The 23,663-nt window shown below is 56.5% G+C and carries 20 protein-coding genes, 2 tRNA genes and 1 pseudogene; 7 read left to right on the forward strand and 16 right to left on the reverse strand.

All coding sequences use genetic code 11. The features are described from left to right. Nucleotides 1-174 precede the first annotated feature (174 nt). From B9A31_RS19085 to B9A31_RS19100, 4 genes are all read left to right on the forward strand, one after another. Entirely contained in the window at nucleotides 175-1,785 is a 1,611-nt protein-coding gene (locus B9A31_RS19085; protein ID WP_084297264.1) for a GGDEF domain-containing protein, read from the forward strand. 519 nt (nucleotides 1,786-2,304) lie between these two features. Continuing rightward, nucleotides 2,305-3,549, forward strand: a complete 1,245-nt coding sequence (locus B9A31_RS27080; RefSeq protein WP_143512069.1) for an ABC-three component system protein — start codon at nucleotides 2,305-2,307, stop codon at nucleotides 3,547-3,549. Further along, nucleotides 3,542-4,285, forward strand: a complete 744-nt coding sequence (locus B9A31_RS19095) for an ABC-three component system middle component 1 (RefSeq protein ID WP_084297266.1) — start codon at nucleotides 3,542-3,544, stop codon at nucleotides 4,283-4,285. Before B9A31_RS27080 ends, B9A31_RS19095 begins: the two co-directional genes overlap by 8 nt. Next, nucleotides 4,263-6,590, forward strand: coding sequence for an AAA family ATPase (locus B9A31_RS19100; protein ID WP_084297267.1), 2,328 nt, complete (start codon nucleotides 4,263-4,265; stop codon nucleotides 6,588-6,590). The genes B9A31_RS19095 and B9A31_RS19100 overlap by 23 nt, the downstream gene beginning before the upstream one ends. Before the next feature lie 316 nt (nucleotides 6,591-6,906). Here B9A31_RS19100 and B9A31_RS19110 read toward each other — a convergent pair whose 3' ends face one another. Further along, nucleotides 6,907-7,887, reverse strand: a complete 981-nt coding sequence (locus B9A31_RS19110) for an integrase domain-containing protein (protein WP_084297292.1) — start codon at nucleotides 7,885-7,887, stop codon at nucleotides 6,907-6,909. 929 nt (nucleotides 7,888-8,816) lie between these two features. Next, a pseudogene (locus B9A31_RS19120) lies at nucleotides 8,817-9,164 on the reverse strand (tyrosine-type recombinase/integrase); the annotation flags it as partial. 125 nt (nucleotides 9,165-9,289) lie between these two features. Here B9A31_RS19120 and B9A31_RS19125 point away from each other — a divergent pair. Continuing rightward, a complete protein-coding gene (locus B9A31_RS19125; protein WP_019096874.1) occupies nucleotides 9,290-9,640 on the forward strand; it encodes a type II toxin-antitoxin system RelE/ParE family toxin in 351 nt (116 codons plus the stop codon). Here the strand turns inward: B9A31_RS19125 and B9A31_RS19130 are convergent. The 3 genes from B9A31_RS19130 to B9A31_RS19140 all read right to left on the reverse strand — a co-directional run bounded on the left by B9A31_RS19130 (nucleotide 9,637) and on the right by B9A31_RS19140 (nucleotide 10,649). After that, entirely contained in the window at nucleotides 9,637-9,960 is a 324-nt protein-coding gene (locus tag B9A31_RS19130) for a helix-turn-helix domain-containing protein (protein WP_019096873.1), read from the reverse strand. The genes B9A31_RS19125 and B9A31_RS19130 overlap by 4 nt on opposite strands. A 266-nt stretch (nucleotides 9,961-10,226) precedes the next feature. Further along, nucleotides 10,227-10,302 (reverse strand) — tRNA-Thr (locus B9A31_RS19135). A gap of 98 nt (nucleotides 10,303-10,400) precedes the next feature. Continuing rightward, nucleotides 10,401-10,649 carry a hypothetical protein gene (locus tag B9A31_RS19140; RefSeq protein ID WP_027610143.1) on the reverse strand — a complete coding sequence of 83 codons (249 nt, stop codon included), beginning with the start codon at nucleotides 10,647-10,649 and terminating at the stop codon, nucleotides 10,401-10,403. Between the two features lie 524 nt (nucleotides 10,650-11,173). Here B9A31_RS19140 and B9A31_RS19145 point away from each other — a divergent pair. Then, nucleotides 11,174-11,464: a DUF3077 domain-containing protein gene (locus B9A31_RS19145; protein ID WP_016714489.1), complete on the forward strand. Its 291-nt coding sequence runs from the start codon at nucleotides 11,174-11,176 to the stop codon at nucleotides 11,462-11,464. A gap of 292 nt (nucleotides 11,465-11,756) precedes the next feature. On the opposite strand, the gene B9A31_RS19150 is transcribed toward B9A31_RS19145, so the two are convergent. The 5 genes from B9A31_RS19150 to B9A31_RS19170 all read right to left on the reverse strand — a co-directional run bounded on the left by B9A31_RS19150 (nucleotide 11,757) and on the right by B9A31_RS19170 (nucleotide 16,000). Then, nucleotides 11,757-12,962, reverse strand: a complete 1,206-nt coding sequence (locus tag B9A31_RS19150) for a methyltransferase (protein WP_084297293.1) — start codon at nucleotides 12,960-12,962, stop codon at nucleotides 11,757-11,759. A 64-nt stretch (nucleotides 12,963-13,026) separates the two neighbouring features. Next, the gene (locus tag B9A31_RS19155; protein ID WP_016497592.1) at nucleotides 13,027-13,716 is read right to left on the reverse strand and encodes an ABC transporter permease; all 690 of its coding nucleotides are present in this window, start codon (nucleotides 13,714-13,716) and stop codon (nucleotides 13,027-13,029) included. After that, nucleotides 13,716-14,408 (reverse strand): ABC transporter permease, encoded by a 693-nt coding sequence (locus B9A31_RS19160; protein ID WP_016714491.1) that lies wholly within the window; start codon nucleotides 14,406-14,408, stop codon nucleotides 13,716-13,718. Before B9A31_RS19160 ends, B9A31_RS19155 begins: the two co-directional genes overlap by 1 nt. Nucleotides 14,409-14,462: 54 nt before the next feature. Beyond that, nucleotides 14,463-15,215: an ABC transporter substrate-binding protein gene (locus B9A31_RS19165; protein ID WP_011953233.1), complete on the reverse strand. Its 753-nt coding sequence runs from the start codon at nucleotides 15,213-15,215 to the stop codon at nucleotides 14,463-14,465. Between the two features lie 11 nt (nucleotides 15,216-15,226). Beyond that, on the reverse strand, nucleotides 15,227-16,000 hold the full coding sequence (locus B9A31_RS19170; RefSeq protein ID WP_003255746.1) for an ABC transporter ATP-binding protein: 774 nt from the start codon (nucleotides 15,998-16,000) through the stop codon (nucleotides 15,227-15,229). Between the two features lie 630 nt (nucleotides 16,001-16,630). On the opposite strand from B9A31_RS19170, the gene gabP reads away from it, so the two are divergent. Continuing rightward, nucleotides 16,631-18,016, forward strand: coding sequence for a GABA permease (gabP, locus tag B9A31_RS19180; protein ID WP_019096869.1), 1,386 nt, complete (start codon nucleotides 16,631-16,633; stop codon nucleotides 18,014-18,016). A 97-nt stretch (nucleotides 18,017-18,113) separates the two neighbouring features. Here gabP and B9A31_RS19185 read toward each other — a convergent pair whose 3' ends face one another. From B9A31_RS19185 to B9A31_RS19210, 6 genes are all read right to left on the reverse strand, one after another. Then, a complete protein-coding gene (locus B9A31_RS19185; RefSeq protein ID WP_019096868.1) occupies nucleotides 18,114-18,557 on the reverse strand; it encodes a hypothetical protein in 444 nt (147 codons plus the stop codon). Between the two features lie 58 nt (nucleotides 18,558-18,615). Then, nucleotides 18,616-19,596, reverse strand: coding sequence for a polyphosphate kinase 2 (ppk2, locus tag B9A31_RS19190; protein WP_084297269.1), 981 nt, complete (start codon nucleotides 19,594-19,596; stop codon nucleotides 18,616-18,618). Between the two features lie 170 nt (nucleotides 19,597-19,766). Beyond that, a tRNA-Phe gene (locus B9A31_RS19195) sits at nucleotides 19,767-19,842 on the reverse strand. Nucleotides 19,843-19,932: 90 nt separating this feature from the next. Then, nucleotides 19,933-20,205 carry an oxidative damage protection protein gene (locus B9A31_RS19200; RefSeq protein ID WP_003255742.1) on the reverse strand — a complete coding sequence of 91 codons (273 nt, stop codon included), beginning with the start codon at nucleotides 20,203-20,205 and terminating at the stop codon, nucleotides 19,933-19,935. Beyond that, nucleotides 20,202-21,269 (reverse strand): A/G-specific adenine glycosylase, encoded by a 1,068-nt coding sequence (gene mutY / locus B9A31_RS19205; protein WP_019096866.1) that lies wholly within the window; start codon nucleotides 21,267-21,269, stop codon nucleotides 20,202-20,204. The genes B9A31_RS19200 and mutY overlap by 4 nt, the downstream gene beginning before the upstream one ends. Then, nucleotides 21,266-23,524, reverse strand: a complete 2,259-nt coding sequence (locus tag B9A31_RS19210; RefSeq protein ID WP_019096865.1) for an AsmA family protein — start codon at nucleotides 23,522-23,524, stop codon at nucleotides 21,266-21,268. Before B9A31_RS19210 ends, mutY begins: the two co-directional genes overlap by 4 nt. Nucleotides 23,525-23,663 lie beyond the last annotated feature (139 nt).

Below are 23,663 nucleotides of genomic sequence, written 5' to 3' on the forward strand. Positions count from 1 at the left end.
CCCGCGAACACCGGCAAAGCCCTGTATCCGGGCAACCTCTTTTAGCCACCCTGCTGGTAAGTAGACGTTCTGCCAATACACTGAGGTGAATGTTTTACAATCTTGCGAGCCCCGCCTTGGTGGGGGTATCGCAGGGTCGATGATGCACCTTGCTGTATCGCAAAAGGAGTTGCCTTGGAGCACCATTCAACCGGCAGGCACGGCGTGAGCTACGCGTCGGCGCAGCGGCGGCAACGCAGGGACATCCCTTCCATCATGCGCCGGGTGACGCTGGGCGTTGTGCTCGTCTGGTTGGCATTTGTGGCAAGCCTGGGCGTGTGGATAGCGCAGCACCTTACGGCAGAAGAGCTTAAAACCCTGGCGGCAGGCGCCGAATACGAAGCCCAGATAACGGGGCGTGTCGTAGACCGTCTGTTCACCGAGATGGCCAGTGTGGCCAATATGGTGGCCCGTCAGAGCGAGGTCATCCAGCTCGCTGCCCGGTATCGCCATGATCCACCCGGTTTCGCGGCACTCACGCGTGAAGAGCGCGCTTTGAATTTCACCCGTGACCCTTTGGTTCGAAGCGTAGGTGATTTCATGGACCGATTGTCCAGCGATCTCCACTATGCCCGCATCTACATGAACAACCTTTCAGACGATACGGTGACGGCCAGTAACTGGGCGGAGTCGTTCAGCATTGTTGGCCAGATCTATACGGGCAGGGCTTACCTCATCGATGCACTGCGCACTGGCAGTGGTGCCATGTTCGGCATCGCCCGCCTGAACAAGACACCCTCCTATTTCGTAGCCAGCCGCATTGACGGTGCCGATGGCAAGCCACTTGGCTCTGTCACGGTCAAGTTCGATGCCCCGGACATTGCCCTTTATCTCACGGGGCGTCACACAGCCTTGATTGTAAACCGCCAGGGGCGTGTGACTACCGCGTCCAGCGAGCGGTTCATGCTGCGCAACGTGGCGGCGCTGCTGCCGCCTGATATGTCCAAGGCTGTGGATGGCGACGAAGAGCCGGGCGAGCCTATGGATATCCGCCCAATGACCGGAGCGGCTCAGGCCGATCAATGGCTCATTGACGGGCAGCCTTACCTGGTGAGGCGCCAGCCCCTGAACGACGCGCACTATCAGTTGCTGACGTTGGCAACGCTTGACCACCTTCAGCCGATGCGCCAGCAGTACTACTGGACCGCGGCATCTGTGGCAGCGCTGGGGTTAATTCTGATCTTGCTCTCCAGCCGTGTGACCGCGCAGATGTTGATGCGCCGCCAGGAAGAACGCTATGCGGCAAACTATGACGCGCTGACCGGCTTGAAGAACCGGCGTGCAATTCTGGCGGCCTTGCATCGGCATTTCGCGCTGGCGAAACGAACGGGGCAGGGGGTGTTGGTGGCATTTATCGACCTCGACGAATTCAAGGCGATCAACGACACCTACGGGCATGAGGTGGGGGACCAGTTCCTGATCGAAGGCAGCCGACGACTTCAGGGCGGGTTGCGGGCGACGGATGAGCTTGGGCGCTGGGGTGGTGACGAATTCGTTGTGATCGGGTTGACGGCTTCCGTGCATCCAGGCGAGATGGCGCAAACTGTCTCAGCCATGCGCCGACGGCTGGCGCCGCTGCTGATTGGTAGCTACGAATTTGATGAATGCCGTTTCAATTATTCCGGCGCGAGCATTGGTATTACGAGTGTCGACCCTTCTGCGACATCGCTGCAAGCAGCGCTCAAAGCGGCGGATCAGTTGATGTATGCCGATAAAGAGGTGCGGCGGGGGTTGCGGGGGGCTTGAGAGTAGAGCGGGGTTCCATAGCTTTTGAAAGCTAACATGGAACCTGGAAGGTGCGGCACCAGGAGTCGAATCGAAAGCCAACTATATGTTTAGTATGGTTTTTTTCTGTGGTTATTCAGCACGCTATCTCTAATTCTACCCCTTTGGCGCTTAGAAATTAGAACGGCGTCCTGCTTCTAATATTTGATGAATAAGGTTTGTTTCCCTGCCCGGCTGGCACTTACTCTGAAACTGGCCCTGTGAGGCATGCCCCATCGCTATCCTTGCAACGAGTGTTGCAGCCCTGTTCGGAAGTCTGGCTGACCCTTTTTTTGAACCTACAGGTATGTTAGATTCTGCGATGTCATAGTGACATCGCTCAAGGGAATGCATAAAAATGACAATCAAGGAAGTTTTCATAACGCCGCTGGGCGCGCGCAACAAAAAGTCTAAATATCGGATACGGAAATTAAGATCATATTCTATTGAGTTAGAAGTTTACTTCTGACTCTGTCTCTAAATTTGCCTAGGACATATTGCATGTCAAAATCGGCTGCCTCCCACCCTCATACAGCTGCGCCTACATGGAGTGGGTTTATTTACCAAGGGCATTTAGCGCTATATCATTCCATAGAATGTGTGCTAAATAAAATGTCGTTTGAGTTGCAAATCGACAGCATTGATGATTTTGCGATAATTGAAAATGGAATTGCAGTTTCTACGCATCAGGTAAAAGCGTTAGCAGATGATAAAAGAGCAGCTTATGGGGAGGCTCTCGAAAAAGCTGCATCCACACATAAGTTGTGTGATAAGAATACCAAAAGATATTTTCATACATCTGCGCGCCTTGATGATGCTTCTGATTTTGTTGGCAGTAATGGGAATGTTGTTAAATTTTATACTTACGATGGGCTGCCTTACTGCTATCTCCAAGATGTTGAAGAGAAAACGAAGTCAAGAATTAAGAGCTACTTGATTTCCGAAGGGTTGCCTTGTAGTGATTTTTTAGTGAATTTGAAGTTCGAAGCTTTGCAGAGTCATATTGCCGCTCAAGTAATATATATACATGCGTGCAATCAGGATGGGTTAATGAGCGCTGCAGAAGCTGCGTTTACTCAAACTTTAAAAAGTAAGAAAATTGTAGAGTTATTAAGCCTCGCCGCTACCCATGAAGACGACATTGTATACAAGATGTTCCAAGCCAGAATGGCCGTTTGTAAATCATTGTATGGGTATACCAATACAATGGAAAAAACAGTAGATAGAACTGTTATTCAAAAAGTCGCAAATGTTTACGATCAGATTAAAGAATTGGGTGATACTCCATTTACATGGCTGTGGAAGTCGTTATGTTTTGGATCTTCCTCAATGGTCGTGAGTGAGAACAGTGTTTATGACTATGTGGATGTGATCTACGATATAGATAAAGCACCACTGAGTGAGCAAAAGCCGCCTTATTATAGGTGCTCTGCCGGAGATTTTTATTTGCCGACAGCAATTTCGGCAGACAATGCTCGACGGGAGCATAGGTTTGCTGAAGATCTCATGGAACAGCTGAAAAGCGATCCAGAGCTGATAGATATATTAGTTGAATATCAATGGCTAATTGCAGCTAGAGCAAATATTTTTTCACCCGCTGAGCGATTTTGTGCAGCTACCGGAGCTTCGCGGGATGCTGTAGAAGATGAGTTTTCATTGATGGGTAAGGATCGTAACAAAATAACTAAAGCCTTTGATGCAACAATAATTTCAAGGGAAGAGGCGAGGGTAAAGTTGAATGATTAAAGAGATTGTTCTACAGGCTGCCTTAAAACATGAGTTTACTTTGTTTGATGTCGGCGACTATTCTAAAGTAGATGACGTCACCATAGAACATTCGGCAGGAGAAACTTTAGCAGGTCTTGAAGATGTTGACTATAAGTCTTTGACTTATTTTAGTCAGGATAGTGGAGATAGGAAGCGATTCCTCGCTGTGGTTGAGTGTGGAAAAATACCATCACCGCAGGTGCTGAATAAATTAGTGCTACTGCATGCTCCTGAAACATTCAAATCTGATCCTGCTTTTGATAAAAATACCGACCTGATTATTTTGCATGAGTTAAGGCGTCGAGCTGACTTTAATGGAGTTGAGAGCAAGATATTTGGTATTGAAGAAAATCCATACTATTTTAAAAAATATTTTCTTTATTACAGCGAAGAAGAGCTTAGGTTGTTAGAAGGGCACAGCTTCGAAAGCGTTTCAGCGATGGTTGTCGATGATAGGATGTTTGCAGAATATCGAGATCAACCACTATCGCCTACATTATATAGTGTCGCGGCGAGAATTTTTATAAAGCTCCCATTTGTAAAGGTTCCAGTGAAGGAAAGCTCACTGAAGCCGCTTGATATTTATGTAGAGGAAGCACTTGCCGAGAAAAAATTGACCGATCTTCATCTCAGAATCTTTAATGCTTCTGCATCTGGGATTGAAGCAGACAAACTAATCGAGACTCTGATTCATGAAGAAATGGAAAATATCTAGCCTCAAGATTGAAAATTTCAAGCCATTTGAAAATACATCTATTGATTTTCGAGCTGCCTCCATGATTACTTTGGATGGCCCGAATGGTTTTGGAAAAACTAGCATATTTGATGCGTTGGAGCTTTTGTTTACTGGCGTAATACAAAGAATTATCAATACAAATGATGCAACAGTTGCAAAGCGTTCGCGCAAAAAACAATTTGAAGAAAACATATACTGGAATAGAAATAAAGAAGGCGACATCGCTATTAGAGCGGAGCTAATAAATCAAGATTCAGGGGAGTCAATTTTCCTAGCTCGTGTTGCTACCATAGCGGACTTATCGAATCCGGATAATAATGCACCTGACAATTTTTCTATTTTTAAGCTTTACGAAATAAACAGTATTGGCTCCAATGAATTTGGAGTGAGTCTTGATTCTAAAGCGCTAGAGAGTATTCTCGGAGAGAACTTCTTAAAAAATTTCTCTTTATTGAACTATCTTGAGCAAGGGCAGAATAGGTACCTGTACTCGACGGACGCCACTGAAAGAAAAAAAGGTATTGAGCATCTGATTAATACCGATAAATTAACGAGCCAGATATCATATTGCTCCACGTTAGAAAGTATTATTACGGAATCTTACACTGGGAAAGAGCATACTGACCTCCAAGCTGAGTTGAATGAAAAAATTAAACAGCTTAGTGGTCAGTTTCAAGATGCCGAGAATACCGTTGACTTCAAGCGGTTGAGTACCGCGCTGCCGTCGCCTGGTTGGGATGTTGAACAGCCTCTGTCGGCTGTAAATGATACTGATATTGAAACTCTGATACGTGAATTGCGGGATATATTTAAAATACATCAGAACTTTGATGAGGTTCTTAAGAGAAGGGCTAATAGCAATATTGATGAGTTTTTAAAAAGAGAGGTCGATATAAAGCTGGCTCTTCAGTTGGGTTCTGAAGTGGCTGGATATGAAGGTCTGAAAGTAAAAAACTCGACGCTTGTTGGGCTGGATCATGATATTTTGATATTCAGAAAGCCAGCTTCAGATATAAAGGAAGTAGAGCTAAAAGGTCTTAAGAATACTGCTGATTTGGTTGGTATAAAGAGTCTCATTGAAGCGCGAGATCTAATTAAAACTGATAGTGCAGCTAAGAACGCAAAGCTTGTAAATTTACTAAGTGCTCATGCAGAGTTGCTACGACAACACCAAGAATGTGAAGATTTGGAAATTTCCGGTTGTCCATTTTGTGGGTTCTCATGGGCGACTTACGCTGCGTTAGAGGAAGCCGCTTTAAATAATGCGGAAAGAATTCGATCTGAAATAGATGCTTCTGCTCAGAAGCTAGAAGAGACAGTTAGGTCAATACAGGACTTGCTGAATTTACAGATAACAGCATTCACGCAGCAGCGCGACCTAGTCGCAAAAGATTTCGATAGTGTTCTTTTTAAGGCTCTCACAGCAGCAGAATCTAAGTTCTCAATTATAAGTGAAGTGGTTTTGCAGTTGGTACAATATGGCGTATCAAAAAATCTAAGCTTTACGGCTGATGATGCAGCTCTGCTGTTACGGTTTAATGAAGCAAAAGGGATTATTGCTACAGCTAAAAAACCAGAAAGTGATGTGCTTCCTTTAGGCTGGTCATCTAGCTTAGAGATGGCATTCTTGAATGCATCAGATATAACCTCACTTAGTATTTCGGATTTTGAAAATAAAGAATCCTATCTCAGAGCCGCTCATTCTAAATTCAAAAGCGAAGAGTACAAGTCTAAAGTAGCGGAGCTTGATAAGCTCAGATCTAGGATTGAAGCTGGCAAAAAAATAAAAGCAAAAATTGTTAAGCTTAGGAAGCAATTGGACGAAACTGCGAAGCAGTATGCGAAAAAGACTATTGGTGACATAGAGCTGTTGTTCCATATTTATAGTGGGCGACTCATACAGAATTATCAGCGTGGATTAGGTTTGTTTATAGTGAGCGGTAAAGGAGATATACTCAAGTTCAATACTGCGCTGAAGTCTGATCATGATGCAATCCTGTCTATGAGTAGTGGGCAAATCGCATCATTAGGTTTGGCCTTTTTCCTAACATTGAATAGGGTATATGCTCTTAATCCATTCATACTGATTGATGATCCAGTACAATCAATGGATGAAATTAACATTGCTTCATTGAGTGATTTGTTACGGGTAGAGCTTTCAGATCGTCAGATTTTGTTGTCAAACCATGAGATGGAAGTGTCAACGTATATGCGCTATAAATTCAAGCGCGCAGGCTTGTCTCAAGCATCTGTTTCTATGTTGCCAAAAAACATAACAGCATAAATGTGTTTTAGGGGGCGCCTCACAATTAGGTTTTTTGAGGCGCGTTTCTTAGTTGTTTGTTGCGCTTTGCCTAACCGAGCTAATATCAGGTTCATGGTTAGCCAGTAGTAATATTTGGTCGAGGTTGAGCGTGTTTTTATATGCGTAGTCAGAAACCACCTAAGATGCTTTCGCTGCCAAGCCCACGGATTGTCTATGTGCCAGCGTTTGGCAATCGCTGCTTGAATGGCTATTGCCTGGCGGAGATGACGCAGGCGCGTGGAGTGTGACCCCGTCAGTACGCCTACAAGGAATAGCTCCATGTCGAATGCCTTGCTCATGCTCGATCACCGATGTAAGCGGAAGCCACATCTGTACGACCGTGTCCCAGCTCATAGCTAATTTGTCTACGGGCCTGACGATCAAGATGCCTATCTATCCGGCAACATCGGCCGCCGTTGATAGGCGCGGGGTGCTGGGTGATTTGCTCATAGCGTTCACATGCGTAGGCCGCTCGTAACTCATGGAAGCCCTTGAGGCTGTGTGTATGCAGGATGTTCCGCGCAGGGCGGACGATTTTCTGCAAAACATGTAGGTAACTTTCGCTTGGTGCAACCAGGTTGCGGCTACCGGCAGGAGAGACCTGCTGTGTAAATCCAAGCGCACCACGAATATGATCATCCACAGTAACCCAGCGTGACGCCGAGGCGCCGGCGCGGCCGCCTTTAGTGCCATCCTGAATGTTAATCCTACCTAGTTCGCGAGCCTCACGGGTTAGTCGTGGCAGATTAGCCAAGATGGCCTCACGCAAGCGCATGCCGGTGGCTCGTGCCAATAGAACGATCGCTGCGGCTCGCAGCTGATCACGACTACAAAGTGTGTCGACGATCTGCTTAATCTGTTCGCGGTCTTGGCCCTGCGGAACCGAGTGACGAGCCCCGGTGCGCTGCATAGCCAACGCCTTGCTCGGACTTGGCAGTTTCACAAGCTGATCACCGCGAAGCGCAGCCATGGTCCTGTCAACACTGGATAGGCGGTTTTGTACGGTGCTGATGGCGAGGTCACCGCGCTCAACCGCACCGCGCAGATAAGCCGCATAGGCGGCCAACACCTTTCGATCGATTTGTCGCGCGTCATTGATACCGGGCCCATGTTCGGAGCGGCACCACTTCACGAATGCCTGCCACCGATCACAGTGCGCCTTGACCGTGCCGTAGTGGCCTCCGCCGAACATGTCTTTCAGCGCTTGTGGCCCTGCGTAGCTCAGTTGCCTGCCATACCCAAAATTGCGGCCATCCCGCCTACCTACCAATGCCATGTCGGTCACCTCATCTTCCGATTTCCAATCCTGGCCCCACGTCATCCCGCCAAGAATGTTGAGTGTTATCAGGGATCAAGGCCCCTGCGACCTGTGGGGAATGTCCTCTTCGCGGGACTGGCGGCTCCTTACGTCCGGGAGCAAGGGCATCTCATGATCTGGCCTCCTGTACACCGTTGCCGGTGGGCGGGTGGAGGCAGCACTGGCTGACGAGATCAGCGCCTGAAGATCCTGAGCCATGTGCAAGCAGCAATGCGATGACCGGGGCATACCTGACTGTCAGTCAGGTGCAGTCCATTCCTTGGTCTGCGGCACCATCATCTACAGCGCTGTTGCTGGTGACATCGGCGTTTGTCACGCCGATTGTCACGAGGGGGAATGCCGCAAAGCCATGTGCGATCAGGGCTGCAGCAGTGGTAGAAGTGCCCGTCTCTTTCCTGAGAAAGAGACGGGCACAGGTTGGCGCAGGATTCGGCCAAGCGGATAGGTTGCTGCAGGGCAGCGAGGTACGGTGTATCTGGCGCACGAGCGCTATATGTGTAAGAGCATCCATCACATGGGTAGTGACCGGGCGAGCTGCCGGATGCGAATCGCCCTTGGGAAGAACCACCGCGGGAGCGGCGTGACCTTTAAGGTTCGGGTCACCTGGGGTGCTGTCATCGACAGCGTTTGCCACTCCCGGTCTACGCCTGTGGACAATGTTCGTCAAGCCAAGCGATTTCAGGGATTTAGCGCCTGTGGATAAAACTATCACCCAGTGGACATCAGTGGTTTTCCACAGACGTAAGCTGTGCCAGCAGTTTTTTTCTTAGGTATGGTCCTTTCAAACGGGGCGGCTTTGCAGCCCCGTTTGAAAGGACCCGCGCGGAGGAGCTTCATGCGGTGCTGTGGGTAACTTCACAGCGAGTTTGAGGTGGTGGTGCGGCGGGCTACTCGGTCCTTTTGGCACTGCGAAGGCGCGTGACGTTCTCGTCCGTCTGCTTGGCAAACTCATGCGGCGTCACATGGTCCTCGCGGTTTGCCTCTAGAAACCGGCTCCACCAGGTCATGATCATCCGGCGCTCTTCGAGGAACTCGGCCTTGTGGGTATAGGCGGCGCGCACGTTGTTGCGTTCCTTGTGGCTCATCTGCCGCTCGATAGCCGTCTCCGACCACAGCCCGGACTCGACCAGCACACTGCACGCCATGGTTCGGAACCCGTGGCCGCAGATATTCACCTTGGTGTCGTAGCCCATCGTCCTGAGCGCGGCATTCCCCGTGTTCTCGGACATCGGTTTTCACGGTCCAACGGGCGAAATCCAGAAACATTTTTGCACCCGTCAGGCGTATGCAACTGCGCTACATTCCCTAGCCTTTGGCATCCATGCCTCCACATCTCTGGTGATCTTTTCTGGATACCGCTGTGAGAAAGTTTGCGTTTGTGAGTGCTGCAGCTGAGCGTGAGTACAAGGACCTGCCACAGGATGTGCAGGACGACTTTGGCAAGGACCTGCGGCGCATTCAGTACGGGCAGGACCCTGAGCGGCCGATCAAGTCACTGACTGACTCGGTGGGCGCGGGGGCGATTGAGCTCATCATCAATGGCAGCCCGGCATTCAGATGCGTGTACGTAGCCAAGTACGCAGATATGGTCGTTGTGCTGCATTCGTTCGTGAAAACGACCAACCGCTCTGACCGGCATGCGATGCAGGTCGCTGAAGACCGGTTGAAGGAGCTGAAGCTGGAGCTGAGAAAAATGGGGTACAGGGTTTAGCTGCCTTGCGCTTGCGAGATGACAATCTGGGGAAGGGCGCCCGCATCGTTCGAGGGCAAGACAAGGCTGGTGCGGAAGCCGAGCTTGTCTAGCATATCCATCATGGCGTCCAGCGTGAATTTCTCGATCTTGCCATTGGCCAGCTCGGACACCCGTGACTGTGCCACGTTGAGCCTGGCTGCGGCCTCGTGCTGCTTGAGGCCCATTTTCTTGATGCAGTCTGTGATAAAGATGGACAGGTCCATCTTCAAGGCCATCTTGCTGGCTGTTTCCGCATCGTGGGTGACGTGGAAAGGGCTCTCGTGGAATTGAAGCGCCATTGGCTTGCCTCAGTTGAATTATCTAAAATTTAAGATAAATCGTAGCGGGGCGCGATTGGAGAGTCAAAGCGTTTCTGTTTGAAGGCGTGTCTGTTTTTTGAGCTGCACTGTTGCCCAGAAAATTTGCTTTCTTGAGATTGCCGGGGCCGCTGCGCAGCCCATCGCAGGCAAGCCCGCTCCCACACCGATCGCGCTGGCTTCAAGGTATTTGGGACACGGAAAACAAAAAAGGCCCACCTTTCGGTGAGCCTTTTGAGTACTGCGTATGGTGCCGGCACCAGGAATCGAACCCGGGACCTACTGATTACAAGTCAGTTGCTCTACCATCTGAGCTATACCGGCAATGGGGCGTCATTATAACGATCGTTTGGCGCCTGTAAACCACTTCGTTGCGAATGTTCGCAAAAGACCTAAGTCACCGGCCCAAAAGGAGAATTTTCCTACCAGCCGCGGTGGATCGTGGTAACGCTCGGCTCGCTTTTGCCCGGGTTGAAGAACAGCTTGTCGTTGTCGCAGCCGCGCTTGCGGCAGGGGCTTTCGGTGCGCAGGGGCAGGCCGTTGTCGCCGCCCAGTTGCATGCCGGGGTGGTTCCAGCCCAGGTTGCTGTTGGCGTGGGGCGCGTTGCCGCTGGCGCAGCCGGTCAGGGCCAGGGCGAGGGTTAGCAAGGCGAGGGGTTTGGCTTGGGTCACGATGGTCAGGTCCGTTGGTCCACTGTCGGTTCTGGCGCAACGCCAGAAGGTCGCGGGGCTGGCGGGCAGCGCGCGACGTCACTTTTTAAGGATTTGGGGGAGGGATCATACACGGTTGCGAGGGCGGGGTATTAGCCTTGTGTTGCCTGTCAGGGCCTTTTCGCGGGTGAGCCCGTTCCCGCAAGGGCCGCGTAAGCGGCTGCAATCTGTGTAAGGTAATTCTGAACCATGGGGCCAGGCGCTTCAGGGTTTGGCTGCTTAGGAAGTATCCTACGCGCGCCGCCGAAGTATCGCTGTTGTCGGGGAAGTGGCTCACGGATACCGTTTTCGGGTCGCTCTGGCGACCGGGTGTGAGAACCCGACTTTGAACGTATCGGCTGCGTAATGGCGACCGTGCGCGGGCAGACCTTGGTCTGGCCGGGCTTCCTATGTTCACTCGGTTTCTCACCTCGTGCACGGTTGCCGCCTTTGTTCCGTGAGAAAGAATGAACACGGCAACTCCTCTGAACTAGGGAGTTTGAAAATTGAAAACGATCGATACTGATCCCAGCAGCCCAAAGCCAATCACCACCGCAGGCGTGGAAACCTTCCTCGCAGCCGGTAACCCCTCCCTCAACCTGCTACGCGTACAGCCCGGCATCCCGGTCGATGCGGCCTATGAGCATGTTTCGATCCTGATGGGCTACATCAAGCACCTGGTGCGCGAGGGGGATATGGAGGATGACCATAAATTGCTGGGGGCGGCTGATTACTTGTGCGATATGGCCAAGGCGCTGATGAACGATATCGAGATTGCCAAGAATAAATCGCATTGAAAATGTGAGATTGATGGGGCCGACTTGCGGCCCTTTCGCGGCGCAAGGCCGCTCCTACAAAAGACCGTGCATGCAGCTCTAGTCGCAACCACAAGAAATGTTTATGCACAAGTGGCATTAGCGCCTTGCGCGAAAGGCATGCCGGATTGCTGCGCCGCTGGTCTTTGCGCAAACGCCTGTTTTTACTGGGCTGGACGCGCAAGCAGGAATAAGCCAAGCGCTTGAAATAGCGTTGGGATCCAACAGGTAATCACAAGCTTGTTCACAGAGTTATCCACAGGTTGTGCTGTGGCTAACGGTCGCGCTCTGCGAGGATGAGCAGGTTGCGTGGGGTCAGCGGATAGTCGCAGAACAGGCCCAGGCGCACGTTGTAGCCTTGTTCTTCGAGGAACAGGGCGCGATCGAGCACCAGCCACACCTCCAATGGCCGACGGAACAGGTTGCGCACGCGCTCCAGGTTGCGTACTTCGGCCAGGCGTTGCCAGCCGGCGGCTTCCAGAGCGGCCCAGTCCGGGTTGCCGTTCAAGGGCAGTTGCTTGAGTTCGGCCAGGTCGCGGCAGTACTGCTCGAAGGGCTTTTCCAGCCAGGCTACCGGCAGCGACGGTGTAGGCAGGTATTCGTCGCGCTGGCGTTGCTGGCGTTGTAGCAGGTCGAAGCCCAGGCGCCGGGCCATCGAGATGTCACGTTGGCGCCGCACGCGAGCCCCGGCGGTAACGGTTTCACTCAGGGGCAGGCCCAGATCGTCCAGCGACAGCTGCAGGCCGGACGCTTGCGCGGCTGTGGATAACGGCTGGTAGTGCTGCACTGCAATGCGGTTGTAGCAGCAAGGGGCTATCGCCAATTGCCGGCAACCTTGCTGGCTGGCCAGTTGCATCAGGCGTACATGCAGGTCGCCGCAGGCGTGCAGGGCCACCACGCTTTTTTCACCCGCCAGGTGGCGTGCGCTGTCGCTGGCCATTACATCCTGATGCACATGCTGCGCCGGTAAGTGGTGGTGCGCGCTCAGGGCCTGGCCGGCGGCGACCAGTTCGGCATCGTACTCCAGGCAGGTCAGCTGCTGGCCGGGTTGCAACAGGCGGCGGCCGAGGTGGCCTTTGCCGGAGCACCAGTCCAGCCAGTGGCGGGGTTGGTGGTGGAAGGCCAGGTGGCTGGCGAAGGCTTCGATCTGCTGCCATTTGCGGCCGGGGACTGCAACGTCCAGGCGGTGGGCGGCGGGGGGCAGGTCGGTTGCCGGGAGGTGGCCGAGGGTGGCTAGCTGTTGGGCTTGCTGGGCCAGTTGTGGGAAAGGGGCGGGCAAGGCATCAGCCGCGCTATCGGTTTCGGCGTCGGCCAGTGAGCAGTGGCGCAGGCGGGTGGCCAGCTCGGGGTGGGTGGTTTCCCAGTCCAGCTGTAAGGTGGTGAAGGGGCGGGGTTTCCACAGCTGTTGGTGCTCGATCAGGAACTGGTCGAGGGCCTGGAAGCGGGTGCTTAGGTGGTGGCTGTGGAGGTGGCTGGGCATGGGGGAATGTGTGTTGGTTTTTAGGGCCTCTTCGCGGGCACGCCCGCGAAGAGGCCAGGAGATGTCAGCGCCCTTGGCAGGCATCCACGCGCAACCAGCGCTCCAGCAGCTTGAAACCTTGCACCAGCAAGAACGAGATCACCAAGTAGAACACGCCTGCGGCAAAGAAGATCTCCACCGGCAGGTAGGTGCGGGCGATGATGGTACGGGCCATGCCGGTCAGTTCCAGCAGGGTTACGGTACTGGCCAGGGCACTGGCCTTGAGCATCAGGATCACTTCGTTGCTGTACGCCGGCAGGCCGATGCGCGCAGCACGCGGCAGCATGATGTAGAACAGTGCCTTGCCACGCGACATGCCCAGCGCCCGTGCCGCTTCGATCTCACCTTTGGGGATCGATTGCAGCGCGCCGCGCAGGATCTCGGCGATGTAGGCGGCAGTGTGCAGGGTCATGGTCAACACCGTGCACCAGAACGGATCGCGCAGGTACGGCCACAGCGAACTCGAACGCACGGCATCGAACTGCGCCAGGCCGTAGTAGACCAGGAACAACTGCACCAGCAGCGGCGTGCCGCGGAAGAAGAAGATGTAGCTGAACGGCACAGCGCGCACGTACCAGTGGCGCGAGGAGCGGGCGATGCCCAGCGGGATGGCCAGGATCAACCCGGCAACCACCGCAATGGCCACCAGCTCCAGGGTCAGGACCGCGCCCTCGGCCAGGCGTGGCAGCCATTTGAAGATGACTTCCCAATTCATTATTCGGCCCTCGCAAAGCCGCGAGCGGCACGTTTTTCCATGAAGTGCATGCCGGTCATGGCGATGACGGTCAGGCTCAGATAGATGCAGGCCGCCACCATGTAGAAGGTGAACGGCTCTTTGGTTACGGTCACGCCGATTTGCGCGTGGCGCATGATTTCTTCCAGGCCGATCACCGACACCAGCGCGGTGTCCTTCATCAGGATCATGAACAGGTTGCCAAGGCCGGGCAGGGCGATCCGCCACATCTGCGGCAAAATGATCCGCGAGAGGATGCGGCCCTTGGACAGGCCCAGCGCCAGGCCGGCTTCACGGTGGCCCTTGGGGATTGCCAGGATGGCGCCACGGAACACTTCGGTGGCGTAGGCGCCGAAACACAGGCCGAGGGCGATCACGCCCGCCGCGAAGGCACTCAGCTCAAGGCCCGGCAGGTTCAAGGCCTCGCCGAGGGCGTTCATCAACCCGACGGTGCCGAAATAGATAAGCAGAACCCACAGCAGTTCGGGCACGCCACGAACCAGGGTCGAGTAGAAACCGCCAAGCCATTGCAGTGGCTTGACCGAGGAGGTTTTGGCCAGGGCGCCGAGCAGGCCCAGCACCAGCCCCAGCAGCAAGGCGCAAAGCGCCAGTTTTACGGTCATCAGGGTGCCGGCCATCATGGCCGGACCGAATCCGTGCAGGTCGATATTCATGGGCAGGTCATATTAGGGACTGGCGCGCCACGGGGGCGCGCCGGTCAGGGCGGGTCATTCGATGCTGAACGGGAAGTACTTGTCGTTGATCTTCTTGTACGTGCCGTCGGCCTTGATTTCGGCCAGGGCTTTGTTCAGGTCGTCGCGCAGCTTGGTGTCACCTTTGCGCACGGCAATGCCGATCTTGTCGCTGTCCATCACCGGCTCACCCTTGAACTCGAAGTTCGAGCCGTCTTTGCTCTTCAGCCACTCGTATTGCACGTACTTGTCGGCCAGGATGCCGTCGATGCGGCCGGACACCAGGTCCAGGTAGGCGTTTTCCTGGGTGTCGTACAGCTTGATGTCGACGCCTTTGAAGTTGTCTTCCAGGTAGGTACCGGCCAGGGTGGCGCGCTGGGTGCCGATGACCTTGCCCTTCAGCGACTCTTTGTCAGTCTTGAAGTCGACGTTTTTTGGCGCAATGAACTGCAGCTTGTTGGAGTAGTACGGCTCGGTGAAGTCCACGGCCTGCTTGCGCTCGTCGGTGATCGACAGCGACGACACCAGGAAGTCGAACTTCTTGGCGTTCAGGGCCGGGATGATGCCGTCCCAGTCGGAGGTGACGACCGAGCACTCGACTTTCATCTTGGCGCACAGGGCGTCGCCGATGTCTTTGTCGAAGCCGACCACGTTACCGCTGGCATCCTTGTTGTTGAACGGTGGGTAGGCGGCTTCGATGCCCATGCGCAGTTTTTCTGCGGCCATGGCGTTTGCCGACATCACCAGCGTGGCAGCAGCTGCCAGGAGGAACTTCTTGTAAGTGTGCATGTATTGCTCCGTTAGCGGTGGCTGGACATGAATTGCTTGCAACGCGCCGAGGTCGGGTTTTCGAAGACCTGTTGCGGCGATCCCTGCTCTTCTACCAGGCCCTGGTGCAGGAAGACGACTTCACTGGACACATGGCGGGCAAAGCTCATCTCGTGCGTTACCAGCAGCATGGTACGGCCTTCTTCGGCCAGTGCGCGGATAACGTTAAGCACTTCCTGGACCATTTCCGGATCGAGTGCCGAGGTTGGCTCGTCGAACAGGATGACCTTGGGCTTCATGGCCAGGGTACGGGCAATGGCGGCGCGCTGTTGCTGGCCACCGGAAAGCTGGGCGGGGTAGCTGTGGCGTTTGTCGTAGATGCCAACCTTGTTCAGCAGCGCTTCGGCGGCCTCGATGGCCTCGGCCTTGCTCTGGCCGAGCACGCGGCGTGGCGCCTCGATGATGTTGTCGAGGATCGACATGTGCGGCCACAGGTTGAAGTTCTGGAAGACAAAGCCGATTTCGCTACGCAGGCGGTTGATCTGGCGATTGTCGGCTGCGATCAGGTCGCCGTTCTTGGCGGCCTTGAGCTTGAGGGCTTCGCCGGCAACCAGGATTTCGCCCTGGTGTGGGTTCTCGAGCAGGTTGATGCAGCGCAGCAAGGTGGACTTGCCGGAGCCGGACGACCCCAGGATGGAGATCACGTCACCGTCGCGTGCGGTCAGCGAAATGCCCTTGAGAATTTCCTGCTCGCCGTAGCGTTTGTGCAGATTGCGGATTTCCAGCGCGGGCGTGGCCTGAGCCATGTGCGGTCCTCATGTGTTCGGGTGCGTTCCCAGCTGTTGGCGGCCTTCCTGGCGTGCGCCAAGCTAGCATAGCGGCATTATGACGGCCAACAGGGTCGCCGGGGACTGTGGGCACTGGTGGGGCAGTTTGTCGCATCGCTACAGCGTAACGTCGCGCAGATGTCCGCGAAGGTGTCGCCCAGCACCAGAGCCTTGATGAAAAAAGGCGCGATGGTGCCAGCTTTGGCCCGCTCATGGAAGCGGTTTTGGTCCATTCAAGGGGTAAACCCTACCTTCAGCTAGCATGCGCGGGTTTACCCGCGAAGGCGTCATGCGTTCGTCAGGTTGTACCCGTGGGTTGCACTTTTTTGCATTGCGGCGGTGCACAGGTGTTACCGTGGAGCACCTTTGGTGCGTTTGTAAGTGGGTATTTCAGTAATCCGATGATTTGGCGGTCTTTCGGTCAGCCCCTGGCCGAAAGCCCTCCAAACCTTGTCCTAAAAGGCCTCCAGAATTTTCTGACGAATGCATTCAGCACATGGCGTGCTTATTGCCAGTAGGAAACCGCCGATTGCAGCGACGCCTAGGTCAACCCTTGGCGCGCTCCGTACCCGCAGTCGGAGTGGTCCACTCCTTACAAAGGTAGTTTCAATGAGCGGTAACAATTCCAATGACCTCGCTCAGGGGCTCAAACAACGGCATGTCACCATGCTGTCCATCGCTGGCGTCATCGGTGCCGGCCTGTTCGTAGGCTCCGGCCACGCCATCGCAGCGGCCGGCCCGGCCGTGCTGCTGGCTTATGCCGCTGCCGGTACGCTGGTTGTGCTGGTGATGCGCATGCTGGGTGAAATGGCGGTCGCTTCGCCAGACACCGGTTCGTTCTCTACATACGCCGACCGCGCCATCGGGCGTTGGGCCGGTTTCACCATTGGCTGGCTGTACTGGTGGTTCTGGGTGCTGGTGATTCCGCTGGAGGCCAACGCCGCCGCTGCCATCCTGCACGCCTGGTTCCCTGCGGTCGACCTGTGGGCGTTTTCCCTCATCATTACCCTGGCGCTGACCCTGACCAACCTGTGCAGCGTGAAGAACTACGGCGAGTTCGAGTTCTGGTTCGCCCTGCTCAAGGTGCTGGCGATCATCGGCTTCATCGCCGTAGGTTGTGCAGCCATGTTCGGCTTCGTGCCAAGCAGCCAGGTGAGCGGTGCCAGCCACCTGTTCGATACCCAAGGCTTCATGCCCAACGGCTTGGGCGCGGTGCTGGCAGCCATGCTGACCACCATGTTCTCGTTCATGGGTACTGAAATTGTCACCATCGCCGCTGCCGAGTCGAAGGACCCGGGCAAGCAGATCAGCCGCGCCACCAACTCGGTGATCTGGCGTATCTGCCTGTTCTACCTGGTGTCTATTTTCCTGGTGGTGGCCCTGGTGCCGTGGAACGACCCGGCCTTGGCTGAAACGGGCTCCTATCAGACCGTGCTGAGCCGCATTGGCGTGCCGAATGCCAAGCTGATCGTCGACATCGTCGTGCTGATTGCCGTTACCAGCTGCCTGAACTCGGCGCTGTACACGTCTTCGCGCATGCTGTTCTCGCTGAGCAAGCGTGGCGACGCCCCGGCCATCGCCCAGCGCACCACCAAGTCGGCGACCCCGCATGTGGCGGTATTGCTGTCCACTGCAGCGGCGTTCCTCTGTGTGTTCGCCAACTTCGTGGCACCGGCCCAGGTGTTCGAGTTCCTGCTGGCCAGCTCGGGTGCCATTGCGCTGCTGGTGTACCTGGTGATTGCCGTGTCGCAACTGCGCATGCGTGCCCAGCGTGAAGCCCGCGGCGAGAAAATTACCTTCAAGATGTGGCTGTTCCCGGGCCTGACCTGGGCGACCATTGCCTTCATCGTTGCCATTCTGGTGGTGATGGCGCTGCGTGAAGACCACCGTGCGGAGATCATCGCGACTGCGCTGCTGAGCATTGGTGTGGTAGCGGCTGGCTTGCTGGTGCACCGCAAGCGTGAAGCTGCCGGGCGGGTGGCGCTGGATAACTGATTTGCGCTGGCTGTAACGAAAAGGCCGCGCCCTGTGAAGGGCGCGGCCTTTTTTGTTGCCTGTGCCGGCCCTTTCGCGGGCAGGTTACATGGCTCTGTCAGCCAAACTGTTTCTGCTGTTGCTGCTGCTTGGCCACCAGCTCGGAAGCGGCGATATAAGCCTCCTGGAACTCATCGCTCTCCAGCCAGGCCATGGTGGCCTCTTCATCAGCGCCGTCCAGCCATTTGCGGTAGGCGTTGAACACCAGCACGATGTAGTCGGTGGCGTGTTCTTCCTTGTGTCCTTTGAGCACCAGGGCCAGCAGCGGGTCTACCAGGAACACCGAAATCATCGGTACCAGGCCGCCCTCCTGGGCTTCCTTCATCTTGTTGAACATGGCGTCGTAGCTGCCCGATTCCATGGCCTTCTTGTACACCTGCTCGACGCTGGCGCTGTCACCGGCACTGGCCTTGACCGCCTGGCCGCTGCGTACCATGCGGTTCTGCTTGGCCTTGCTGGCGGCGCGCTTGGCGCGTTTCTGTTGCTTGGTAGGGGTGGCCATGGGGTGAATCCTTGGGGGGCGGAAATTGCGCGTATTGAAGCGCAGCTGCCTCGGCGTTTCAACTCGCCAGTGGAGCCGGCTCATCCTCTTCGAACCCGCGCGATGCCTTGCCGACCAGCAGCGCATCCGGGGCGTGGGCCACGCTGTGGTCCTTGCCCGGGTAGTCCAGCGAATGCAGGAAGTGGCGGATGCAGTTGATCCGCGCGCGCTTCTTGTCATCGGACTTGATCACCGTCCACGGCGCATCGGCGGTGTCGGTGTGGAAGAACATCGCTTCCTTGGCCGCGGTGTAGTCTTCCCACTTGTCCAGCGACTTGATGTCGATGGGCGACAGCTTCCAGTGCTTGAGCGGGTCGTCACGGCGCGAAATGAAGCGGCGTAGTTGCTCTTCACGGTTTACCGAGAACCAGTACTTGAACAGCAAGATGCCGCTGTTGCACAGCATACGCTCCAGGTCCGGGGCTTGGCGCATGAACTCCAGGTACTGCAGCGGCGTGCAGAACTCCATCACCTTCTCGACCCCGGCGCGGTTGTACCAGGAGCGATCGAAGAACACCATTTCACCTGCGGTGGGCAGGTGCTGGATGTAACGCTGGAAATACCACTGGCCCTGTTCCTGTTCGGAGGGCTTCTCCAGGGCAACGATGCGTGCGCCGCGTGGGTTGAGGTGTTCCATGAAGCGCTTGATCGTGCCGCCCTTGCCTGCGGCATCGCGCCCTTCGAACAGGATCACCACGCGCTGGCCGGTTTCCTTCACCCAGCTTTGCACCTTCAGCAACTCGATCTGCAGCGCATGCTTGGATTTTTCGTAGTCCTGGCGTCGCAGGCGGGTGCGGTAGGGGTAGCTCGCCGGCAGGCGCGCCGAGGTGCTGTCTTCGTTGCTGCCCTTGGGGGCGGTGGCCACTTCCAGTGCGGCGGGTTGCTGGCTGATGGTGGTGATCGTCGGTTCCGGCTTGCGCTGGCGTGGGCGCCGGGTGCGGACTGGATTGGTGGCGGGTTCGCTAGGGGCGGGGAGCAGGAGGGGAGATTCTTCGCTCATGGAGGTCCTTGCTGATCGATTCGGATGTCCGTCTCTGATTCTGAAGGTGGGCGAATGCTGGCTATTTGATGCTGGTCAATGAGCAGAAATTGTAGACAACAAAAAACCCGCACTAGGCGGGTTTCTTGTTGTCGCTTCGGGTAACTTTGCAACCACCAGAAGCTTGAAGGTGGTGCCCAGAGACGGAGTCGAACCGCCGACACGAGGATTTTCAATCCTCTGCTCTACCGACTGAGCTATCTGGGCGACGAGGTGAATTAAATAGATTTCCGGACCGCTCGTCAACGACTTTTTGAAAAAATTTTAAATTAATTCCGTCGCTTACGATTTTTGGGGTCATTCAGCCGGTGGAACGTAGCCTTCCGCCTGCGCGTATTCTTCGCCGGCGAAAAACTTGTCCATCTCGGCCTGGAGGAATTTGCGGTCCTCGGCGTTCATCATGTTCAGGCGCTTTTCGTTGATCAGCATGGTCTGGTGCTTCTGCCAGTCGGCCCAGGCCTTCTGCGAGATGTGTTCGAAGATGTCCTGGCCCTTGGCGCCTGGGTAGGGCGGGCGTTCCAGGCCTGGCAGTTCTTCTTGGTACTTGCGGCACATCACGGTGCGGGTCATCGGGCGTCTCCTGCAATCAGTTCGTCGGCCGCGCGTTTAAGCAGCTTTTTCACCGGGGCGGCAAGGCCAAGGCGCGGCGGGGTGGCGAGGTTATACCAGAGCCAGTCGGCCTCGGCCATGTGCTGGCCGACCGAGTCGACGCGCACCAGCCAGGGCTCGATGGCCAGCTGAAAGTGGCTGAATGTGTGGGTCAGGCCGTCCATGGCGCGGCTGTCAGCCAGGCGCAGGCCATGCTGGTAGGCCAGGTCATCGAGCTGGGTGATGTCGTCCAGTTCCGGCAGGCTCCACAACCCCCCCCACAGCCCGCTGGAGGGGCGGCGGTACAGCAGGATGGCGCCTTCGTGGTTGGCCAGCAGTGGCATGAGCGTGCGCCGCTGCGGCAGTGCCTTGCGCGGCTTGGGCTCGGGGTAGCGGGTTTCTTCACCGTGCAGGTGCGCTTCGCAGCCGCGCTGCAGCGGGCAGATCAGGCAGCTGGGCTTGCTGCGCGTGCACAGCGTGGCGCCCATGTCCATCATTGCCTGGGTGTAGTGGTTGGCGCGCTGGTGTGGGGTAAAGCGCTCGGCCGTGGCCCACAGCTGGTTGGCCACCTTGGGTTCGCCGGGGTAGCCCGCCTGGGCGGTGTAGCGGGCCAGTACGCGCTTGACGTTGCCGTCGAGGATCGGCGCGCGGATGCCCATGCTGATGCTGGCGATGGCGCCTGCGGTGGAACGACCGATGCCGGGCAGTTCGGTGAGCTGCTCGACACTGCGTGGGAATTCCCCGCCGTGTTGCTCGACGACGATCCTGGCGGCCTTTTGCAGGTTGCGTGCACGGGTGTAATAGCCCAGCCCCGTCCACAGGTGCAGCACTTCGTCCTCCGGCGCTTCGGCCAGGGCCTGCACGGTCGGCAGGGCCTGCATGAAGCGGTCGAAGTAGTTGAGCACGGTGCTGACCTGGGTCTGCTGCAACATGATTTCCGACACCCACACCCGGTACGGGGTGATGCCCTGTTGCCAGGGCAGATCGTGCCGGCCGTGCTCGTCATACCAATCCAGCACAGCGCTGGAGAACTGCTCGGGGCTCATCGCTTGAACAGCCCCTTGAGCGCGTCTTTCACTTCCGGGCTCACTTTGTCTCCGAGTTTTTCATCAAGCTTTTCGTCAATCTTGTCTTTCAGGCGGTTGCCGGCCAGCTTGGCCGCGACCTTGCCCAAGCCGTTCTGATCCAGGCGACAGGCCTTGGCGCCAAGTTCCAGCGGGCCACGGCAGCGCAGCGGCACTTCAACGCCAACGTAGCGTTCGTTGACCTGGCAGGCTGGGTCCGGCATGGCGCGCTGGTCGCCTTCGACGATCACACCCACGTTGTAGTCCATGCCCAGCACCCGCAGGTCGAGGTCGCCGTTACCGTTCACGGTCAGGCCCGGGATGCGTGCCTTGAGGTCGGGGTTGCTGGCGACGCCATTGCGCACCACCAGGCTGCCGCGCAGCTCCTGGAACGGGGTGTCCTTGCCCCGTGGCTCGCCGCTCAGGGTCTTGCGGTTGAGCGTGGCGATGGCCTGGCACAGCTGCTGCTCCAGGTTGGCGTTGACCAGCACGCCATCGTTGATGGTGAAGTTTGCGCTGCCGTTAAGGGTGTCGACCAGTGCCTTCTGGCTGTTGCCGGTGGCGGTCAGATCACTGGTCAGGGTCAGCAGGCCCTTCACAGGGGGGGCCTGCTCCTTGCCTTCGGTCTTGATGAAGTGTTCCACCGGCACCCGCTGGATGTTGGTGTTCACACCCAGTTGCGGGACGGCAGGGCGTACGTCGACCGTGCCCTTGGCTTCGAAGGTGCCGTTGTACAGCTCGCCGCGCAGGGTTTGCAGGGTCAGCAGGCCGCCCTGGCCGATGGCTTTGAGCTGGGCGTCTTCGATCGGCAGTTTGTCCAGGGTCAGCGAACCGAAGGCCAGGTCGGCCTGCAGGTCCAGGGCCCGCAGGCGGTCGACGGGCAGCAACTTGTCGTCGCTCCAGGCCACTTGGGTCGGGGCATTTGGCAGTGGCGTGGTACCCGCACCGGCTACGGCGCTGGCCTCTTGCTGCTTTACCTCGGCCTGGCGTGCAGCGGTGGCGCCCTTGGCTTCTTCGCTCTTGGCGGGGAAGTAGCGGTCGGCGTCAAAGGCATCGCCCTTGAGCTGCAGGCGCAGGGCCTGCTTGGCGAAGTCTTCCACGGCCACGCGGCCGCTGAAGGTGCTGTCGTCCAGCTTCACGGCCAGGTCTTCCAGCGCCAGGCTGTTGGGCGTGCCCTGCAGGCGGGTGACCAGCTCCAGCTTGGCGAAGGCCGCCGGGTCGTTGGTAGCCGGCAGCGGGCGGCCAATGCTGTCGAGGAAGGTGCGCAGGTTGAACTGGGCGATGGAAAGGCCGCCGCTCAGTTGTGGCGCCTTGTCCAGATCACGCAGGTTCAGCTCGCCCAGGGCGCGTAGCTGGTTGGCCGAGACTTTCAGGCCGTTCCAGGAGGCGACATTGGCAGCCAGGTCGACCAGCAGCTGGCCTTGGGCGGCGAATGTCACGGTCTTGCCGCCGGTGGGTTCACCCGAGGTTTCGCCCGAAAGGCGCATGTCTTCGAAGTTGTAGCGCTTGAGCTTGCGGTCGAAGCGCAGCTCGCCGGCCAGTTCGGTGCGGGCTTTGATGTTCGGCTCGCTGGCGCTGATGAAGGCGCTGGCCTTGAGCGGAATGTTGGCGCCTTCGTGGACCGGGCCCGTGCTTAGCTGGATGCTTTCGGCGCTATAGCTTTGGCCGGTCTTGGCATCGGTGTACTGCACGCGGGCGTTGTTCACGGTCAGGCTGTCGATGTCCAGCTTGACGGCACGCTCGTTGCCTTCGGCAGGTGCCGGCTTCTGATCAGCGGGTGCCTGAACGGTGGCATTGGCCTGTGCATCGGCTGGGGTGCCGTTTTGCGCAGGCAGCGGTTTGCCGATGTCTTCCCAGTTGCCGTGGCCGTGTTCGTCACGGGCCAGGGTCAGGTTCAGGCCCTCGACGCGTACGTCGCTCATCTGCACTTCGCGGCGCAGCAGCGGCAGCACACGCACGGACAGGCCGAGCATTTGCAGGTCGGCGAACGGTTCCTTGGGTTTGGCCAGGGTGGCAATGCTGGCCTCATGCAGCTCCAGGCCTAGCCACGGGAACAGGCTCCAGCCGATATCCCCGTCGAGTGTCAGTTCGACGTTAGCCTTGTCGCGTGCCAGCTGGCGAATCTCGTCTTTGTAGTCGTTGGGATCAAAGAGGTGGGTCAGGGCGAAGCCCAGCGCCACGATGATCAGCAGCAACCCGAGAAGCCCCAGTCCCAGGATTTTGCCGAACGCTTTCATGGGCGAGTCCTTGTAGTCCGTTAGTGAAATTCAGGCGGCAGAGTATAACGCCGCAGTGGTTGTCCCTGCGTATTCGACCAGAGATACAGGGCATTTCTTACGGTTACAGCAGATGGTACGGCTTTCCACAAGCAAAACA

The organism is Pseudomonas sp. URIL14HWK12:I5, from assembly GCF_900176445.1.
Classification (GTDB): Bacteria; Pseudomonadota; Gammaproteobacteria; order Pseudomonadales; family Pseudomonadaceae; genus Aquipseudomonas; species Aquipseudomonas monteilii.

Bases quoted from the DNA above. Each gene is read 5' to 3' on its own strand.
- B9A31_RS19150 (WP_084297293.1), bottom strand. From the start codon at position 12,962: ATGCCCAGCCACCTCCACAGCCACCACCTAAGCACCCGCTTCCAGGCC.
- B9A31_RS19095 (WP_084297266.1), top strand. From the start codon at position 3,542: ATGATTAAAGAGATTGTTCTACAGGCTGCCTTAAAACATGAGTTTACT.
- B9A31_RS19130 (WP_019096873.1), bottom strand. From the start codon at position 9,960: ATGGCGCTTCAATTCCACGAGAGCCCTTTCCACGTCACCCACGATGCG.
- ppk2 (WP_084297269.1), bottom strand. From the start codon at position 19,596: ATGAGCGAAGAATCTCCCCTCCTGCTCCCCGCCCCTAGCGAACCCGCC.
- gabP (WP_019096869.1), top strand. From the start codon at position 16,631: ATGAGCGGTAACAATTCCAATGACCTCGCTCAGGGGCTCAAACAACGG.
- B9A31_RS19170 (WP_003255746.1), bottom strand. From the start codon at position 16,000: ATGGCTCAGGCCACGCCCGCGCTGGAAATCCGCAATCTGCACAAACGC.
- B9A31_RS19100 (WP_084297267.1), top strand. From the start codon at position 4,263: ATGAAGAAATGGAAAATATCTAGCCTCAAGATTGAAAATTTCAAGCCA.
- B9A31_RS19110 (WP_084297292.1), bottom strand. From the start codon at position 7,887: ATGGCATTGGTAGGTAGGCGGGATGGCCGCAATTTTGGGTATGGCAGG.
- B9A31_RS27080 (WP_143512069.1), top strand. From the start codon at position 2,305: ATGTCAAAATCGGCTGCCTCCCACCCTCATACAGCTGCGCCTACATGG.
- B9A31_RS19165 (WP_011953233.1), bottom strand. From the start codon at position 15,215: ATGCACACTTACAAGAAGTTCCTCCTGGCAGCTGCTGCCACGCTGGTG.
- B9A31_RS19200 (WP_003255742.1), bottom strand. From the start codon at position 20,205: ATGACCCGCACCGTGATGTGCCGCAAGTACCAAGAAGAACTGCCAGGC.
- B9A31_RS19210 (WP_019096865.1), bottom strand. From the start codon at position 23,524: ATGAAAGCGTTCGGCAAAATCCTGGGACTGGGGCTTCTCGGGTTGCTG.
- B9A31_RS19185 (WP_019096868.1), bottom strand. From the start codon at position 18,557: ATGGCCACCCCTACCAAGCAACAGAAACGCGCCAAGCGCGCCGCCAGC.
- B9A31_RS19155 (WP_016497592.1), bottom strand. From the start codon at position 13,716: ATGAATTGGGAAGTCATCTTCAAATGGCTGCCACGCCTGGCCGAGGGC.
- mutY (WP_019096866.1), bottom strand. From the start codon at position 21,269: ATGAGCCCCGAGCAGTTCTCCAGCGCTGTGCTGGATTGGTATGACGAG.
- B9A31_RS19160 (WP_016714491.1), bottom strand. From the start codon at position 14,408: ATGAATATCGACCTGCACGGATTCGGTCCGGCCATGATGGCCGGCACC.